The sequence below is a fragment of the Pseudoxanthomonas sp. genome (assembly GCF_051953815.1).
Classification (GTDB): domain Bacteria; phylum Pseudomonadota; class Gammaproteobacteria; order Xanthomonadales; family Xanthomonadaceae; genus Pseudoxanthomonas_A.
Window position 1 is genome coordinate 79,613 of the sequence record NZ_JBQCIJ010000039.1, and the last position, 15,184, is coordinate 94,796.

Genomic DNA, 15,184 nt, shown 5'->3' on the forward strand with positions numbered 1-15,184 from the left:
GAGGAGATTGGATGAGTCCGGAGGGCGCCCACGAGCTGATTCCGGATCTGATTCCGGATCTGATTCCGTATCGCACCGAAGACGCGCAGACACGAATCCGGATTCGGCGGGACGGTGGATCGGTACGGCGAGCCCAGGCGCAAATGGCCAGGCCCTACCAGACAACGCCCCACAATGTGACGTTGCATCTGAAAGGGATCTTTGTAGAAGGCGAGCCGGACGAGCGGGCAACGTATAAGAACCAACGGCAAGTTCGCCAGGCCTGACAGAGGGAATACACATGCGCCAGGAAAAAGTCTTCGCCATCAGGTTTTCCAGCATCTATCCGCTGTACATCAAGAAGGTGGAGTCCAAGGGGCGGTCGAAGGAGGAACTCGATCAGGTCATCCATTGGCTGACGGGATACGACAACGACGCGCTGCGGCATCAGATCGAAACCGGCAGCAGCCTGGAGGAATTCTTCGCACAGGCGCCGCGGCTGAACCCGAACGTGTCGCTCATCAAGGGCGTGGTCTGCGGCGTCCGGGTGGAGGACGTGGAGCCTCCGCTGATGCGCAACATCCGCTACATGGACAAATTGGTCGATGAGCTTGCGAAGGGAAAGGCGATGGAGAAGATCCTGCGGACCTAGCGCTTTTCCGCGCGGAGAGGGCGCGCGGAGCGCCGGCCGGATCTGCCGGCGATCGCGCGGTTGCTCTCGGCAACGCAGCTTCAATCGCCCGATGCGCGCGCCAGATCCGTCCAGTACGGGAACATCGCCATGTGCTCGGACGTCTTGCGCCAGGCGACGATTTCACCGTCGATCCGATCGCCGCGCAGCTTCAGCGCCAGCGACAGTTGGTCCAGCCCTTCGCGGCGCGTGTCGGGGCTGCCGATATCGCCCTTGACCTCGCCCGACACCAGTCCATCGATCAGCCCGAAATCGGAAATCGGATTCGCGGGGCCGCCACCCACCGACAATGTCGCCTTGCCTTCTTCCGAAATGGTCAACACCGTGGGCACGCGCCTGCCCTGCGCCAGCAGCGTGCCGCGCCAGGTTCCCCGGTAGTCCCGAAGCGGTTGCAGCGGCACCAGCGGCGGGTTCGCCGGGCGGGGCAAGGTGGTCCAGCCGGGCACGACCGTCTTGAGCAGTCGATCACGCACGCCGCCGATGAAACCGGGTTCGCCGCGCCGATTGCTGAGCACGATCACGGCGGCATTGGCCGAGGGTACCAGCACGAACTCGGCATTCACGCCCGATTGCCCGCCACCGTGATGCAGCACGCCGATCTTCCCCGGCTCGTTGTAGATCTCCCAGCCCATGCCGTAGTGGAAATGCGGGGCGACCCGGGTGGCGGGACGATGCAGTTCATCCAGCCGCGCCGGATCCAGGATCCTCGCGGAGGCATCCAACCCCTTGCCGCCCAGATGCAGCATCGCGAAGCGCGCCAGGTCGTGCGCGCTGGCGTAAAGCTCGCCGGATCCCGGCGTGGCGGTCAGGTAGAACGGCAGCGGCTTGCCGTCGTCGGCATAGCGCACCGCCATCTCCTTGCGCCGCGACAGATCGGTGTCGAAAAAACTGTCCTTCATGTCCAGGGGCAGCAGGATGCGCTCGCGCAGGAACGCGCCCAGCTCCTGCTTCGACTGGCGGGCCACGATCTCGCCGAGGATCCCCATCGCCAGATTGGAGTACTCGTAGCGCTCGCCGACCGGGGCAATCAGGTGGCCGTAGTCGCGGATGAGTTCGGGAATGCCCGGCTGTCTGCCGACGCCGCCTTGGGGATACATCGCGAAGAACGTCGGCAGCCCCGACGAATGCGTCGCCAGCCGGCGCACGGTCGCTTCACGTGACGGGCCGTTCGCGTCGACGATCTTCTCCGCGCCCAGATAGTCGTTCGCCGGGCGATCCAGATCCAGTTTGCCGTCGGCCGCCAGCAGCATCAGCGCCGTGGTGGTGAACGGCTTGGTGGTGGAGGCCACCGAGAACGCGGTGTGCGCCGTCGCCGGCGTGCGCGCTTCGCGATCGGCCCAGCCAAAACCCTGTTCCCAGAGAATCTTCCCATCCTTGACCAGCGCCACCGAGACCCCGGTGAGATGGCCGGCGGCGACTTCCTTCTCGATGTCGGCCCGGATGGACGCGTAGGGATCCGCGCCCGCGGCGTCCGCCGCCAGCGAAACCGGCGCGAACAGCGCGGCGCCAAGGAGGATGCAGAGCAGGCGAAGCGTGCGGGCTGACTTCATGGGTGGCTTCCGTGGAGACCGGCGTTATGGATGGGATGCGGGGGCGGCGCGGGAGGTTTAACACGGTGCGGGATGCCCGGAAAGCGGCGACGCAGAAAATCCGCCTGGGTTTGATCCTGATATACGAAATATATATGATGCGTATAATTCCAGCATCGAGTACGGCCATGGGCATCGTCAACATCGACGACGACCTGCACGACCAGATCCGGCGCGCCTGCACCGTGAGCCACCGTTCCATCAATGCGCAGGCCAACTTCTGGATCAAAGTCGGCATGCTCTGCGAAATGAATCCGGAACTCAGCTTCCAGGAGATCGTCGCCGGCGAGCTGCGTGCGGCCGGGGTGAAGCCTCATCCACTGCGATCGAAAAAAACGTGATCAAGAGTGCCGCTGAGGTCGAGTTGATGGCCGAAGCCGGCGCACTGCTGGCGAGCGTCTTCGATGTGCTGGACAGGCTGGTGCTGGAAGGCCGGAGCACCCTGGACATCAACGATTTCGTCGAGCGCATGATCGTGGATGATCTGAAAGCGCGACCGGCGAGCAAGGGACAGTACGGATTTCCGCACGTCCTCAATGCGTCCATCGACAGCGTTGTCTGTCATGGCATGCCTTCGGCCAGCGATGTATTGCGCAGCGGCCAGATCGTCAACCTGGACATCACGCTGGAGAAGAACGGCTACATCGCCGACTCCAGCACCACCTATCTGGTGGGCGAAGTCGCTTATCCCGCGCGCCGATTGGTCGCGGCCGCCTACCAGGCCATGTGGCAGGGCATCGCTGCGGTCCGCCCCGGCGCGCGCCTGGGTGATATCGGCTACGCCATCGCGCGCTACGCCAAGGCGCAGGGCTACAGCGTGGTCAAGGAATACTGCGGACATGGCATCGGCCGCCAAATGCACGAAGAACCGCAGATCCTCCATTACGGCAACCCGGGCACCGGACTCGAACTGGAAGAAGGCATGGTCTTCACCATCGAACCCATGCTCAACGAAGGGAGGGCGGCCATCCGCGCGCATCCGGACGAGTGGCCGGTGTATACCCGCGACGGCAAGCTCTCGGCCCAGTTCGAACATACCGTGGCGGTGACCCGCACCGGCGCGCGGGTGCTTACGTTGCGGGCAGGGGAGAAGCCGCCGTGCAAGGTGGATTGAACACTGGCTTGCCGGCCGGGTGACCGCCTCCTAGGATTGGCGGTGGGGATTGGCGGCGACGGAGCGGCTCGTGAGATACGCAGGACGCATCACTGAATGGAATGGCGAGCGGGGATTCGGATTTGTCGTGCCCAGCGGAGGTGGCGACCGCGCCTTTGTCCATGTCAGCCAATTCCAGCGTGGCTCGAGGCAGCCGGTCGTCGGTGACTTGATTTCCTACGAAACTCTGCGCGATGCGAAGGGGCGTCTCACCGCAAGGACCGTTCGTTTCGCCGGCCAGAAGATCGCCGTACCGGCAAGCGGCACGCGGCTGCCGGGCTGGCAGATCGCCTTGGGCTTCTTCCTGCTGCTGGCGGTCGCCACCAGCTTGGGGAAATTGCCCATCCTTGTCGCCCTGGCGTATCTCGCCGCCAGCCTGGTGTCCTTCACGATGTATTGCCTGGACAAGACCGCCGCGGAAAAGGGCTACCGCCGTACGCCCGAGTCGAGCCTGCATCTGATCGACTTGCTGTGCGGCTGGCCCGGCGGCCTGGTCGCCCAGCAGTGGTTCCGGCACAAGACCGCTAAGGCTTCGTTTCAAAGCATGTTCTGGCTGACCATCTTCCTGAACTTGGGAGGCGTTGCCTGGTTGATCGTGAGTGGAAGGATGCAGTGGCTCTCCAGCGTGTTGTTGGGAGAATGACCGTTCGGTCATCTCCATGCGCTCACCAGTGAGTTCGAACCGGCTGCCGCCTGACCAGGCTGACAAGCCTGTCGCAAAACAACGCCATCAACGTAAATCCGTCAGGCAGTCGCGATTCGCGTCACCCCGCCTGCGACGCCTCGAACACCGCCAGCTGCGCGGCGAACGCCCGCTGGTACGCGGGGCGCGCCTCGCCGCGCGCCACGTAGGCGGCGAGGTTCGGATACTCGTCCACCAGGTTCGAGCTTCGCAGCCGTTGGAGTACCGAGATCATCAGCAGGTCGCCGGCGCTGAAGGCGCCGTCCAGCCAGTCGGCGTCGCCGAGGTGCGCGGAGAGCTGGCCCAGGCGCGCGCGGACACGCGGTTCCAGCAGCGCCATGCGTGATTCGAACCAGGGCTCGCGGCTCTCCGCGATCTTCATCATCCCGTGCTCGACGACGGGCGGCTCCATCGTGCTGACCGCCGTGAACATCCAGGTGATCGCGCGCGCGCGGGCATTCGTGTCGGACGGCAGCAGACCGGCGTGGCGCTCGGCTATGTGGAACACGATGGCGCCCGAATCGAACAGCACCAGACCGCCTTCCTGATAGACCGGAATCTGCCCGAACGGCTGCAATGCCAGATAGGCCGGTTCCTTCATCTCCTTGAAGGACAGCAGCCGCACCTCGTAAGGCTGGCCGACTTCCTCCAGCGCCCAGCGCACGCGCATGTCGCGGGCCAAGCCCTTGCCGCGATCCGGCGAGGTTTCAAAGGCGGTGATGGTGGGGTGCATGGGAGGGCTCCTTGGGCGGATGGCGCGATTACGTTGGATTCGTAGGGATCGAATGCCCGGCCTTTCCTGGGTAGACGAACGGCGGGGTCAGGGATCGACAAGCTGTCGATGCGGGTTTCCGTCTCCAGACGGGCCGGTGCCATCCGTCAGCGCCTTGAGGAAGCGGTATGGATCATCCTGCGTCAGCATCAAGTCGGAGCTCCTCGACATCGGCAGGTAGACACGTGGTCTGCGCCGGGTGACGACGCGAAAATCCTTTTTCCTGCGACGGCCACTGAACCGGCCTTGGTAATAGCCGGGCAAGCCGATGCTCAGCATCCGCCACGCCAGCCTGGACTGAAATTTGATCTCCACGAGGATGTGGCGCCGTGCCACCGACTGCCAGAGAGTATCTGGAAATCGTGATTCCCCGCGCATATGCTTCAAGGCATGCCTGCAGCGCCGCATCCATCGCTGCAGCCGGGATATGGCGGCCGACGCCTATGAAGATTTGTCTGTGACGCGGGCTCAATCAGATATCGGAACTCATGAGAGAAGCACTCGCACTGCCCATGGCTACATTCGCCTGCTCCGCCATGGCGGCCGGTCTGGCGACCGCCATCGCGTGGTGCTTCGCGCCTCATGCTTCCAACATCCGGAACGACTATGGAGTCGTCTTCTTTCTCGCATTTTCCGTTTGTCTCCCTTACGTTGTGATCGTCGGGCTTCCCGTGGGTCTCTTTCTGGTACACAAGCGCATGTTCAGAACCATCCCCGCGCTCCTGGCGGGCGCCATCGCAGCCAGCCCGATTCCGCTGCTGGTTATCGCGTCATCGTTTGCAGGCCCCGTCTCCTATGAGGGCATCGGACTTTCCATCGCTTTCCTTCTTCTTGCCGTCGTGTCCGGTGCGCTTTCAGGCCTGGTGTTCTACCGGACGTACAGAGTGATGAGTCCCGGCGATCCGGTCTTTTCCGCAGCGCTGGATGGCACACCAGGAGGAAGGCGGAAGCCTTCCGAGGACAGATCCGATGACTGACGGGAGCCGGAGTTCTCAAAGGCGATGACGAATGATTCACGAACCCTGGCTTGGATTTTTTACTCCATCGCCATTGCGTCGGGTAACACGCCTGCATCCCGCAGGGAGATATCCGTCGCCGCCGACGCAATCAACCATGCCGTTCCGACACAGCAAGAGCTCGACGGCGCACTGAAGCAACTCGTTGGCCGCGGACTTGTCGAGACGCGGGGAAAGTTCCACCACATCACGCCATCCGGCAGGATGCTTTTTCAGCGTGCGCAGGAGGGTCGGACGACCGTGACGGCCGTATGGCGGGCGCTGGCAAGCATGTTTGCGGGTGCATCCTAACGGTTCTGATGAGTCCCAGGCCAAAGCCATGCCTCAGCGCGGACGTGGCCTCAAGCGACCTTCGCTATCGGCGCAGCCGCGCTCGGGCACCCGTGAGCAGTCGCTTGCCCGTACCCGCGCGACGCACCCTCACCCACCATCCCGCTGCACCCGCGCCCGATAGTCATGCACGTTGTCGCCGCTGATGCGGGTCTCGCGCGTGCCGGTGACGGTATCCACCTTGGTGTCCGAGCCGGTCACCGGCTTGGCCTCCACCGTGGTTTCGCGTTCGAACGCGTGCGACTTGTCGGTGTTGCGGTAATACCGATACAGGGCCCAATAGAGCGCCGTCGCGCCGACCGGGCCGGCCGCCAGCAACCAGAGTCCACCGTCATCACTCATGAGCCCGCCACCAGGAACCAAAGGACAAGGGATTCGATGATCGTGCCGGTGGTGAGCGCGGCCAGCAGCAGCTTCCACTGCTGCACCGGCACGCTGCCCATGGTTTCACCGGTACGGCCGTTCACCGCGATGTAGTGCAGCATGCCGCCGTTGCTGCCGGGCTGGTGGTAGGAGTACAGCCACACCGGCAGGTACATCGATACCCAGCGGGTGCCGTGGACTTCCAGTTGCTCGCGCTCCCAGCGCACGCCGCGATCATAGCGTTCCACCGAGTCCTCGACCTGGGCCCGCGCGATCGACAGCAACTGGTCCTCCAGGCGTGGCCGCATCCGTTCCACGTCCAGGTTGCGCTTCTCCGAGCTGAAGCCCAGCAGGTAGGAGGCATTCCACTTCAGCGCGTTCTTGGTGTCGAACGGCAGGATGGTGTTGATGATGTTGTTGGTGTTGACCCGGGTATCCAGGTTGCCGCGCTCGGAGGACGATTCCAGCGGCAGGTCGTCCACGGTGAAATCCACCGCCCGCTTCACCTGGTACACGTCGGCGTCGTAATAGGTCTTGCGGTTGTTGCCGGAGCCGCGCGTGTACTCGCGGGTCTTGATCTCGCCCTTGCCGCTCACGGCGGCGCTCGCGTTGCCGTCGACGATCATGTAGGGCAGGTAGACACCCACCACGTTCTCCGGGGTGAACTGTTCCTTGAATGCCTTCAGCGCGAACAGCTGCCGCTTGTCCACGAACTGGCGGATGCGCGCCACCGCATCCTCCTTGCTGATATGGAACGGCAGCACCGCGTCGGGCACCGCGCCGTTGGCGACCTGCTCGTTGACGCCGAACACATGGCGGCACCAGTGGCAGCGCGCCGTCATCGTACTCTCGGTGTTGACGGTGACCTCGGCGCCGCAGCCGGTGCACTTGAAACTCATCAGGCTGGCCGCGCCGGTGTCGATGTCGCGCGCGCCCGAGGCGATGACGGTGCCACGCAGCTGGTCGATGCCTTCGCCCAGCCCGAACGCTTCCTCCACCCGCGCGCCGTGCCACTCGTGGCGGCAGTACTGGCAGACCAGCAGGTCGGTGCCGAGCTTGAGCCGGACATCGGTGGCGCCGCACTTCGGGCAGCGGTTCAGGCCGTCGCGGAGCTCGGCCGACGCCGTGTCCAGCGCCACCGGATCCGGCGCCTCCAGTTCTTCGCGGATGGCGCCGGGCAAGGTGGCCGGATCGACCGGAAACTGGCCGGGCAAGGGCGGCACGTCGCGTGGCGAGCCGGGGCCGGTCACGGGCGCCGCCGGCAACGGCGGCGGGGTCTTGGGGTCGGACATGGTCGTGCTGCGTCCCGCGTGCTTACAGGCCCAGCGCCTTGGCCTTGAGCGCGTCGTAGTCGGCCTGGGTGATGAGGCCCAGGTCCAGCATTTCCTTGGCCTTCTTCAGCCGGGCGACCGGATCTTCCGCCGCCGGCGCGGCCGGGGCCACCGGCTGCTGCAGGCTGCCGACGCCGCCGACCATGCCGGTCGCCATGCCCAGTCCGACCAGCCCGGCGGCGCCGCCGTTCTCGCCGGCCGACTGGATGCCCTGCGCCACACTCGCCTGCAGGTTGGAATTGCCGCGCCCGCCCGACAGCGCGTCGGCGCGCTGCACGGTCTTCAGCAGCTCGCGGGTGTTCGCGTCGTACTCGATCGACACGATGGCGGTCTTGACGATGGCCAGCCCGCGATCCGAATTCCACTGGTAACCCTGCTCCACCGCCTCGGACAGGCTCTTCGCAAAGCCCAGCGAATCCTGCTGCAGCTTGGTGATGCGATTGCCCTTGGCCGGATCGTTCGTATACAGGCTGAAAGCCGGCGCCAGCGAACCCACCACCTCGTTGAACAACTGGCTGGCGGCGGCGTTGTCCATGTCGGTGAAATCGAACACCTCGCCCGGCTGCAGGTAGCGCGCCGGCACGAAGTTCTTCACGAACAGGATGGGGTCGACGATCTTCAGCGTGTAGGAACCACGCGTCACCGCGCCCACCTGGGTATTGAGGAAGCCGTCGTCCCAATAGATTTCCGACTGGGTGCCGAAGCGGTTGTCCGGCAGCTCCTTCAACGACACGAAGAACGCCGCCTGCTGCGAACCCGGCTGGCCGCCGAACTTGAAGCGCTCCCAGCTCTGCTTGATCAACGGACTGACCAGGCCGTCGCCGGCAAAGATGGACTGCGAATTCACATCGTCCGAGCGCCACTCGTAGCCGCCCGGCTCGGCGACGAACCCGGTCACCGCGCCGTCCTGCATCAGCAGCAGCCCGTAACCCTCGGGCACGACAATCTTCGATCCGTTGGTGATGATGTTGGAGGAGCCACGGGTGTTGGAACCCCGCCCCGCATTGGTCCCGCGCGGCACCGCCGCGAACAGCGCCGCCGTCGCCGGCAGGCCTTCCGGCACGGTGTAGAAGTCCTTCCACTGGTCCGCCAGCACGCCACCGACCGCTCCCGTCACCGCCTGTACAAGACCCATGACAAACTCCCTTCCGTTTCATGACGGGCACCGCGCCCGTGGATGGACGGAACTATAGCAGCGCTCCCGACACTGCCGATGACCCCCTGTCGCCAGTCACGGTCGGCGCTTGTTGGAGGAAATCCCCGGGCCTAAGATCGAGTCGTATCAGGGGATGGCGCTTCCGCGGCGCATCGGGATCAAGAATGATCGGCGCCTTGGCAGCCGTGATGGAGCAGTTGTCTTGACCAATCAGGAGATCCTCCCAAAGGCAAGGACCGCGCGGGAAGCCGCGCACCGGTTGCTTGTGCTCATGGCCGTCACCTCCCGCGCACACGAGGAGGTGGCGGAGCAGACGGTTCACTGGGTTCGAGAGAACGGCATCGATGCGTTCTTTTCCCCACGGGAGCGCGTGTTCTACTACTCGCGTGAACAGCCGGCCGACCAGGACGTCTTCGATTTCAGCTGGCGGGCGGAAGCCCTGGTATCGATCGCTTGGGCATTGGGTGAGTTCGGCGAATTTCCTCCCCTCAACGAGCAGACGGACATCTGGGAAATACCGCTGGTGCAGCGAGCGGTGGACTCGCCAAAGGATTTCATCGCCCGCGCGGCACTGCGCCCCGCAAACGAAATCGAGCGCATGGAATCCGAGCTATATCATCAGCACTGGCGGGTGAGGGATGCCCAGCTGTTCAATAAACCGATGCCGCCCGAACTCGATCCGGGTGTCGTCCATGAAAGGCGATACGGGCTGAGCTGGCTGGTCGGCTGGGGAGACGATTGGGATGACGTGCCGACCGATACCTAATTGTTTCACCCACCCCATCGGCTTCCTGTCACGGAGCTGCCTGGCTGGTTACCTCCAACTCGATGCTCGGGAAACAGCGGCATGAGCCTTGATTCATTCGTCCAGAGACTGGGGCCTGAACTTGCGGCATTGGAGCGGCTGCTGGTCCGCATGAGTGGTGAGCCAGTCACTTCGGGTTCCGTGCTCCTTCTGTCGCATCGGCCCGCTATCGGTCCGAAAGCCTACGCCATAAGTCTGTATGCGCCGCTGACCAAGGAGGAGTTGGACACCTATGCGGAAGCCGAGGGATTGGTCATCCCCAGCCATTACAAGGCGCTGCTACGTTCCATAAACGGCGCGCAGATCTTTGAGCTGAGTCTTTTCGGCCTACCTGCATCTGCGCGTGGGCAGCCACGTCTGCTTGATCGATCTTCTCACAAGCCCCTTGATCTGGTTGCCGCCAATCGCCATTGGCGTGCAAAGTACAATGCCGCGTCAGACCTGTTCTATTTCGGGAGCGGAACGCTCTCTGAAAACGAAAATGTTGGCTACTTCATTGACGGTATCGGCGGTGTCTTCGCCCTTCGGAAACATGGCGGTATCTGGCGTCAATGGACGACGTTCGGACGCTTTCTTTCTGACGAAATCGAGCGACTTGAGGAACTCTTTCCCGCGTATGAAGCTTTCATGGCGGGTGTAGCCCGGTCGGGGCGCTGACGCCTCCGCTTTCAATCCTCCGTCGTCGCTGGTTCCTCGCGGAAGAGGGGTTGCAGTAAAGAATCAGATCCATCGGAGATAGCAAATGATCGAACTACCCATAAGAGACCCCTGCGACCTCTGCGAGGTGGCGGGGCGCGAGGAACGATGGGCCATCATCGAAGAAGACGAGCATACGTTGACGGTCATCAACCCGTCGCAGTTCGAAGTGGGCCAGTGCTGCGTCATCACCCGTCGGCATGTCGCGACGCTACTCGATCTTTCCGACCAGGAGTGCCGGGCCATCCTGATTTCGGCCAAGCGGGTCACGGAGGCGCTCGTCCGGGCCTATCAGCCCCTCGGCATTCTGACGTTCCAGAACAACGGTGTTTACAGCGGACAGGAGACACCGCACTACCACTTTCATGTCGTGCCCCGGCAGAAGGGCAGTGACTGGGGCATAGGTCCGCCGCAACTCGCGACGTTCGACGGCGCCGGACGAGCCAGAGGCACCCAGCACGATCCCAGCGGGGATGCGCAGCGCCTGGCGCGAGTCAGGGTTTCCGACCGGCAACTTGCGGAAACGGTCGAGCTGATTCGTTCGTGTCTGCCGGCGTAGCCCCATCTCCATCCCAGGCCAATACATGCGTCCGACCCTGCAAACCGCCGCAAACAGCCACCTGACCATCGACTTCAACGCGCTGCCCGAGTCCCATTGGGAAGCGTTGACGACAAGATTGATGGAGACTGGTGGCTTTCATCGCATCGGCCAGACGGTGATGGGTCTGGACGAAGCGATTCTCCCGAGCTTCCAGCGAGCCGGCCTGACGCTGGCCGCGGGCTGGAACATATGGTCGGGGCACTACCTGCTTTCCGAGTGCGCGGCCGGCGACGAATTTCTGCGGACGTTGTTCAGCGAACTTGGCACCGAAGGCTTCTTGCCTCCGGTGTAGCCGTCCGCCCCGCACGCGGCGGACGCCTTTCAGGAGCCCCCTTCCCTTGCGGTCCCTGCGCCATTAGAAGCCCTCATGCTTCCGACAAGTTCTGGTCATTTGTACGCCGAAGCGCCGCCGGGCAATGTCTCCGCCAAATCCGACACAGGAGGCGGCGAGTGAAGCAAGGTCACGAATTCCCTTGGCGGCGGCGCGTGCTCGCGGCGGTCATGGCGATGGCCGCGACGCTGCCGGCGCTGGCGGACGATCCGCCCGAATGGTCCGCGCCGGTCAAACCCTTCCGCATCGCCGGCAACATCCACTACGTCGGCACCCAGGGGCTGGCCGCCTACCTCATCACCACCCGTGACGGCGCCATCCTACTCGACGCCACGCTGGCGCAGAACGCCGGCCAGATCGAACGCAATATCGAAAGCCTGGGCGTGCCGCTTCGCGAGGTGAAGCTGCTGCTCAGCGACCACGCCCATGCCGACCACGTCGGCGCCATGGCGCAACTCAAGCGGGACACCGGCGCGCGCTTCCTCGCCAGCGAAGGCGACCGCTGGGCACTGGAGAACGGCCGCAACGAAGGCGACAACAACTACGGCGTCATGCCGTTCGAGCCCATCCCGGTGGACGAGGTCATCCACGACGGCCAGACCGTCCGCCTGGGCGAGGTCGAACTGACCGCGCACCTCACCCCCGGCCACACCCGCGGCTGCACCAGCTGGAGCATGACCGTGGACGACCGCGGCACCCCGCGCCGGGTGCTGTTCCTGTGCAGCATCACCGTCGCCGGCAACACCCTGGTCGGCAACAAGACCTATCCGGGCATCGCCGAGGACTACCGCGCCACCTTCGCCAAACTTGCCGCCCTGCGCGCGGACATCGTGCTGACCAGCCACCCCGAGATGGCGGATGTGCTGGAACGGGCGGCCAAGCGCGATGCGGGGAAAGCGGATGCGTTTGTCGAACCCGGCCTGCTTTCCACATTGGTGCCGGATTTCAAGGCGGCGTTTGAGAAAGCGTTGAAGGAACAGGAAGCCGCGGAGCGGCCTTGACCACGAACGCTCCCACGCCGGCCGGCCATGAGATAGTGGGCGCCTGCCAGACAGGGAACGCTTCGGTTCATGCAATACCGCATTGATTGGGTGGACCGGGAGACGCTGGTATATCGGACGTCAGCGCTCTCGGTTCTGGTCCGGGTCGACTACGAAGAGAGCCTCTTCCTCGGTGGCCGGGTGATCCATGCGGATTCCATCCAGCAATGGCAGGATGCAGGGTCCAACGAGGTTCGCGCCGTGACGGAAGACGAGCGGGAAGCCATCATCGTGGCCATCCAGAAGCACTATGCCGGGGAACAGCGACCATGCAGGGTCATTCAATAGGTCAGACAGGCCGGTTCCGTATGCCAACCGGTAGAACAGCAGACATTGTTAGTCCAGGGAAATAGATGGCTGCAGTCGCGAAAGAGGCATAAATTGCCGCTTTTGGTAAAAAGCTGAAGTTGAAGACAGTTCGAATCAGGGAGGAGACGTATGTCCGTCTGCAAGATATGCCTGAAAAGCTATCAGACCCTTCGATATCGCTCTTCGCGTGTATGTGTTTGCGGACGTTGTACCAACGATTTGAACAGTTACAAGCAAGTTGCGGAAAAGGCCTATCATGAGGCCAGGCAAATGCTTGAGCGAGGGATTATCCGGAGAGCTCAATCTGATCTGTTGTCCCCCAAGCCATCATGGATTCATGAGAAGGCTGCGCGACTACTGCAGGACCCTTCGAGCGAAGTAGAGCGGGCATTTCCCGGTTGGGTTAATGCGCTTGTCGCGAATCCGGAGAACAGAAGCAAGATTTTCAAGATCATCCGGGCAGAGCGCCGCGGCCTGCTTCATCTGGATAGGCCCCATCGTTGGGGCTATCCAAAAAACTGGGCTGAAGTCGCAAAGGCCATTCGCAAGCTTGATAGATTCACGTGTGTGGCATGCAATGCCACCGGAGTTGAGTTGCATGTACACCACATCGTATATGCATCCAACTATGGAACCCACCAGAAGACCAATCTGGTCACGCTATGCCGCTCGTGCCATGAGCTAGAGCATAAGCGCGCATTCGATGAGGGTGAAAACATGGCGAACACGGATCTGGTGCCGGATGACTAGCGGAATAGTAGGGGCCTGCCGCGCTGGTGATTTTGCCAGCATGCGAGCCGACGAGCGGCAGTAAGCACACTTCAAACAAGCTCTGATTCGCGCTATGGTCCGCCCCGGGGTAACGGGGAAGGCCACATGGGACGTGGTAAACGCAATCTCATTGATGTGCTGGCGGGCTTGCCTTGGTCGGTCGGCCTGGTGGTGGGTGCGCTGGGCTATCTCGCGCTCGCTCACGGCGTACCGATGTGGTTCGCCCGTCAGGGTGGGCCTTTCGCGCAGGCGTTCGCCGGCGCGTCCAATCCCTTCGGGCTGCTCGCTTGGCTGTTCCTTGCCTTGTGCGCCATCGGCGCGCTCATCTCATTTTTCAGGGCCCGGCACTCCCGCCAGCTGCTGGATACACGCACCGGCCTGGAAAGCATCGCCGCGCTGGGCTGGCGCGACTTCGAGCGACTGGTCGGCGAAGCCTTTCGCCGTCGCGGCTACAGCGTCGAGGAAACCGGCTTGGGTGGCGCCGACGGCGGCATCGATCTGATTCTCCGTCGCGATGGCCGACGCATCCTGGTGCAGTGCAAGCAATGGCGGCGCGAACGCGTGCCCGTCAATGTGGTGCGGGAGATGTATGGGTTGATGGCCCATCACCGGGCGGATGAGGTGCGGATTGCGGCCTTGGGTGGGTTTACGCCGGATGCCGAGCGGTTTGCCGAGGGGAAGCGGATAGAGCTGATCGACGGCTCGACCTTGTTGGCGATGATCGAGGAAGCACGAGCTGTGAGTACTGGAGCAATTGAGGCAAGGAATCGGGTAGAACCAAAACTAGTTGCAACGGAAGAGAAACTTATAGACGTGCCGTCTTGCCCACGATGCGGCGAAACAATGGTTCACAGAACTAATCGGCGGAATGGAAATGGATTCTGGGGATGCTCCACATTTCCTACATGCAAAGGAGTACTCAACTGAGCTTATTGAATACTGACCGAAGAGCGGGATGACCGCTTTCGACCCAAAGAAGACATCTGCAGCAACGGTCTAGTACCCCTTGGCGGCTATAGTCACTCCGTTGATATTGGCGGCACGTCTATGTGTTGATGGAATTGACCAACTTAATATTGAATCATCTCAATGAGTAGCCCTCAGTGGCGGTGGGGAAAATCGTATAGCTACCCTAGAGCGAGACTATGGCTAACCCTTTACCGCCACCTCTAGCTACAGGCACTATCGGCGAAATACTCGTGCAGCTGCGGTTGCTGCAATTTGGGGTTCAAGCCGCGCCGCCTATTAAAGACACGGGCAATGATCTCGTTGCATTCCGTCGTCGCACAGTTCGCACTCTACAAGTGAAGACCTCAACTCGTCGTATCTCGCAAGATCGACGCCTTCCCGAGCATTACGAAATCCTCGCCCTCGTATCCTTACATAACTACGAAGGAGTGGTCGCTTTAGACGTCTCGCGCGTGTTCTTGATTCCGCAAGCCTTGGTAATGGATACGCGCCGTAACTTTCGGTCACTGGCGCATTACGAGCTGCGCCATGACGACGTTAATCATTCAATGCGCCTTTTGGAATACCTATTCGGGCCAGATGCATTTTGACAGTCTATTT

22 protein-coding genes are annotated in these 15,184 nt (G+C 62.6%); 16 read left to right on the top strand and 6 right to left on the bottom strand.

Annotation, left to right across the window (positions count from 1 at the left end):
* Positions 1-11: 11 nt before the first annotated feature.
* Both ACTHN1_RS11630 and ACTHN1_RS11635 read left to right on the top strand, forming a co-directional pair.
* Entirely contained in the window at positions 12-266 is a 255-nt protein-coding gene (locus ACTHN1_RS11630; protein ID WP_440471101.1) for a hypothetical protein, read from the top strand.
* Between the two features lie 14 nt (positions 267-280).
* Positions 281-631 (top strand): DUF2200 domain-containing protein, encoded by a 351-nt coding sequence (locus ACTHN1_RS11635; protein ID WP_440471102.1) that lies wholly within the window; start codon positions 281-283, stop codon positions 629-631.
* A gap of 80 nt (positions 632-711) precedes the next feature.
* Here the strand turns inward: ACTHN1_RS11635 and ACTHN1_RS11640 are convergent, their stop codons facing one another.
* Positions 712-2,220, bottom strand: a complete 1,509-nt coding sequence (locus tag ACTHN1_RS11640; RefSeq protein ID WP_440471103.1) for a serine hydrolase domain-containing protein — start codon at positions 2,218-2,220, stop codon at positions 712-714.
* A gap of 167 nt (positions 2,221-2,387) precedes the next feature.
* Here ACTHN1_RS11640 and ACTHN1_RS11645 point away from each other — a divergent pair, with 167 nt between their 5' ends.
* The 3 genes from ACTHN1_RS11645 (at position 2,388) to ACTHN1_RS11655 (ending at position 4,055) form a co-directional block, all read left to right on the top strand.
* Positions 2,388-2,600, top strand: coding sequence for a ParD-like family protein (locus tag ACTHN1_RS11645; protein WP_440471104.1), 213 nt, complete (start codon positions 2,388-2,390; stop codon positions 2,598-2,600).
* On the top strand, positions 2,597-3,373 hold the full coding sequence (gene map / locus ACTHN1_RS11650) for a type I methionyl aminopeptidase (RefSeq protein ID WP_440471105.1): 777 nt from the start codon (positions 2,597-2,599) through the stop codon (positions 3,371-3,373). Before ACTHN1_RS11645 ends, map begins: the two co-directional genes overlap by 4 nt.
* 70 nt (positions 3,374-3,443) lie before the next feature.
* Complete coding sequence (locus tag ACTHN1_RS11655) at positions 3,444-4,055, top strand: DUF1294 domain-containing protein (protein ID WP_440471106.1); 612 nt, start codon at positions 3,444-3,446, stop codon at positions 4,053-4,055.
* Between the two features lie 121 nt (positions 4,056-4,176).
* Here the strand turns inward: ACTHN1_RS11655 and ACTHN1_RS11660 are convergent, their stop codons facing one another.
* Together ACTHN1_RS11660 and ACTHN1_RS11665 are read right to left on the bottom strand one after the other, a co-directional pair.
* Positions 4,177-4,827 (bottom strand): glutathione S-transferase family protein, encoded by a 651-nt coding sequence (locus tag ACTHN1_RS11660; RefSeq protein ID WP_440471107.1) that lies wholly within the window; start codon positions 4,825-4,827, stop codon positions 4,177-4,179.
* An 87-nt stretch (positions 4,828-4,914) separates the two neighbouring features.
* Positions 4,915-5,145 (bottom strand): hypothetical protein, encoded by a 231-nt coding sequence (locus ACTHN1_RS11665; protein ID WP_440471108.1) that lies wholly within the window; start codon positions 5,143-5,145, stop codon positions 4,915-4,917.
* Positions 5,146-5,354: 209 nt separating this feature from the next.
* Between ACTHN1_RS11665 and ACTHN1_RS11670 the strand changes: the two genes are divergently transcribed.
* Together ACTHN1_RS11670 and ACTHN1_RS11675 are read left to right on the top strand one after the other, a co-directional pair.
* Positions 5,355-5,843, top strand: coding sequence for a hypothetical protein (locus tag ACTHN1_RS11670; protein WP_440471109.1), 489 nt, complete (start codon positions 5,355-5,357; stop codon positions 5,841-5,843).
* Between the two features lie 24 nt (positions 5,844-5,867).
* Complete coding sequence (locus ACTHN1_RS11675; protein ID WP_440471110.1) at positions 5,868-6,173, top strand: hypothetical protein; 306 nt, start codon at positions 5,868-5,870, stop codon at positions 6,171-6,173.
* 129 nt (positions 6,174-6,302) lie between these two features.
* Here ACTHN1_RS11675 and ACTHN1_RS11680 read toward each other — a convergent pair whose 3' ends face one another.
* Genes ACTHN1_RS11680 through ACTHN1_RS11690 form a run of 3 tightly spaced genes read right to left on the bottom strand, consistent with a single transcriptional unit; the run spans position 6,303 to position 9,041 of the window.
* Complete coding sequence (locus ACTHN1_RS11680; protein WP_295383168.1) at positions 6,303-6,554, bottom strand: hypothetical protein; 252 nt, start codon at positions 6,552-6,554, stop codon at positions 6,303-6,305.
* The gene (locus ACTHN1_RS11685; protein ID WP_440471111.1) at positions 6,551-7,867 is read right to left on the bottom strand and encodes a TFIIB-type zinc ribbon-containing protein; all 1,317 of its coding nucleotides are present in this window, start codon (positions 7,865-7,867) and stop codon (positions 6,551-6,553) included. The genes ACTHN1_RS11680 and ACTHN1_RS11685 overlap by 4 nt, the downstream gene beginning before the upstream one ends.
* A 22-nt stretch (positions 7,868-7,889) precedes the next feature.
* Positions 7,890-9,041: an SPFH domain-containing protein gene (locus ACTHN1_RS11690; protein WP_295375781.1), complete on the bottom strand. Its 1,152-nt coding sequence runs from the start codon at positions 9,039-9,041 to the stop codon at positions 7,890-7,892.
* Positions 9,042-9,150: 109 nt separating this feature from the next.
* Between ACTHN1_RS11690 and ACTHN1_RS11695 the strand changes: the two genes are divergently transcribed.
* The 9 genes from ACTHN1_RS11695 to ACTHN1_RS11735 all read left to right on the top strand — a co-directional run bounded on the left by ACTHN1_RS11695 (position 9,151) and on the right by ACTHN1_RS11735 (position 15,174).
* The gene (locus ACTHN1_RS11695; RefSeq protein ID WP_440471112.1) at positions 9,151-9,828 is read left to right on the top strand and encodes a DUF4272 domain-containing protein; all 678 of its coding nucleotides are present in this window, start codon (positions 9,151-9,153) and stop codon (positions 9,826-9,828) included.
* Positions 9,829-9,909: 81 nt separating this feature from the next.
* Complete coding sequence (locus tag ACTHN1_RS11700; protein WP_440471113.1) at positions 9,910-10,524, top strand: hypothetical protein; 615 nt, start codon at positions 9,910-9,912, stop codon at positions 10,522-10,524.
* 85 nt (positions 10,525-10,609) lie between these two features.
* The gene (locus tag ACTHN1_RS11705) at positions 10,610-11,122 is read left to right on the top strand and encodes an HIT family protein (RefSeq protein ID WP_440471114.1); all 513 of its coding nucleotides are present in this window, start codon (positions 10,610-10,612) and stop codon (positions 11,120-11,122) included.
* Between the two features lie 25 nt (positions 11,123-11,147).
* Entirely contained in the window at positions 11,148-11,456 is a 309-nt protein-coding gene (locus ACTHN1_RS11710; protein WP_440471115.1) for a hypothetical protein, read from the top strand.
* Between the two features lie 158 nt (positions 11,457-11,614).
* Positions 11,615-12,496 (top strand): subclass B3 metallo-beta-lactamase, encoded by an 882-nt coding sequence (bla, locus tag ACTHN1_RS11715; protein WP_440471116.1) that lies wholly within the window; start codon positions 11,615-11,617, stop codon positions 12,494-12,496.
* Between the two features lie 69 nt (positions 12,497-12,565).
* On the top strand, positions 12,566-12,823 hold the full coding sequence (locus ACTHN1_RS11720; protein ID WP_440471117.1) for a hypothetical protein: 258 nt from the start codon (positions 12,566-12,568) through the stop codon (positions 12,821-12,823).
* A 150-nt stretch (positions 12,824-12,973) separates the two neighbouring features.
* The gene (locus tag ACTHN1_RS11725; RefSeq protein WP_440471118.1) at positions 12,974-13,594 is read left to right on the top strand and encodes an HNH endonuclease; all 621 of its coding nucleotides are present in this window, start codon (positions 12,974-12,976) and stop codon (positions 13,592-13,594) included.
* Positions 13,595-13,720: 126 nt separating this feature from the next.
* Positions 13,721-14,542 carry a restriction endonuclease gene (locus ACTHN1_RS11730; RefSeq protein WP_440471119.1) on the top strand — a complete coding sequence of 274 codons (822 nt, stop codon included), beginning with the start codon at positions 13,721-13,723 and terminating at the stop codon, positions 14,540-14,542.
* Between the two features lie 272 nt (positions 14,543-14,814).
* A complete protein-coding gene (locus ACTHN1_RS11735; protein ID WP_440471120.1) occupies positions 14,815-15,174 on the top strand; it encodes a hypothetical protein in 360 nt (119 codons plus the stop codon).
* Positions 15,175-15,184: the final 10 nt, after the last annotated feature.

Excerpts from the sequence above, each read along its gene's own strand:
- ACTHN1_RS11630 (WP_440471101.1), top strand. The coding sequence starts at position 12 with ATGAGTCCGGAGGGCGCCCACGAGCTGATTCCGGATCTGATTCCGGAT.
- ACTHN1_RS11635 (WP_440471102.1), top strand. The coding sequence starts at position 281 with ATGCGCCAGGAAAAAGTCTTCGCCATCAGGTTTTCCAGCATCTATCCG.
- ACTHN1_RS11640 (WP_440471103.1), bottom strand. The coding sequence starts at position 2,220 with ATGAAGTCAGCCCGCACGCTTCGCCTGCTCTGCATCCTCCTTGGCGCC.
- ACTHN1_RS11645 (WP_440471104.1), top strand. The coding sequence starts at position 2,388 with ATGGGCATCGTCAACATCGACGACGACCTGCACGACCAGATCCGGCGC.
- ACTHN1_RS11660 (WP_440471107.1), bottom strand. The coding sequence starts at position 4,827 with ATGCACCCCACCATCACCGCCTTTGAAACCTCGCCGGATCGCGGCAAG.
- ACTHN1_RS11665 (WP_440471108.1), bottom strand. The coding sequence starts at position 5,145 with ATGCTGAGCATCGGCTTGCCCGGCTATTACCAAGGCCGGTTCAGTGGC.
- ACTHN1_RS11670 (WP_440471109.1), top strand. The coding sequence starts at position 5,355 with ATGAGAGAAGCACTCGCACTGCCCATGGCTACATTCGCCTGCTCCGCC.
- ACTHN1_RS11675 (WP_440471110.1), top strand. The coding sequence starts at position 5,868 with ATGACGAATGATTCACGAACCCTGGCTTGGATTTTTTACTCCATCGCC.
- ACTHN1_RS11680 (WP_295383168.1), bottom strand. The coding sequence starts at position 6,554 with ATGAGTGATGACGGTGGACTCTGGTTGCTGGCGGCCGGCCCGGTCGGC.
- ACTHN1_RS11685 (WP_440471111.1), bottom strand. The coding sequence starts at position 7,867 with ATGTCCGACCCCAAGACCCCGCCGCCGTTGCCGGCGGCGCCCGTGACC.
- ACTHN1_RS11690 (WP_295375781.1), bottom strand. The coding sequence starts at position 9,041 with ATGGGTCTTGTACAGGCGGTGACGGGAGCGGTCGGTGGCGTGCTGGCG.
- ACTHN1_RS11700 (WP_440471113.1), top strand. The coding sequence starts at position 9,910 with ATGAGCCTTGATTCATTCGTCCAGAGACTGGGGCCTGAACTTGCGGCA.
- ACTHN1_RS11705 (WP_440471114.1), top strand. The coding sequence starts at position 10,610 with ATGATCGAACTACCCATAAGAGACCCCTGCGACCTCTGCGAGGTGGCG.
- ACTHN1_RS11710 (WP_440471115.1), top strand. The coding sequence starts at position 11,148 with ATGCGTCCGACCCTGCAAACCGCCGCAAACAGCCACCTGACCATCGAC.
- ACTHN1_RS11720 (WP_440471117.1), top strand. The coding sequence starts at position 12,566 with ATGCAATACCGCATTGATTGGGTGGACCGGGAGACGCTGGTATATCGG.
- ACTHN1_RS11725 (WP_440471118.1), top strand. The coding sequence starts at position 12,974 with ATGTCCGTCTGCAAGATATGCCTGAAAAGCTATCAGACCCTTCGATAT.
- ACTHN1_RS11730 (WP_440471119.1), top strand. The coding sequence starts at position 13,721 with ATGGGACGTGGTAAACGCAATCTCATTGATGTGCTGGCGGGCTTGCCT.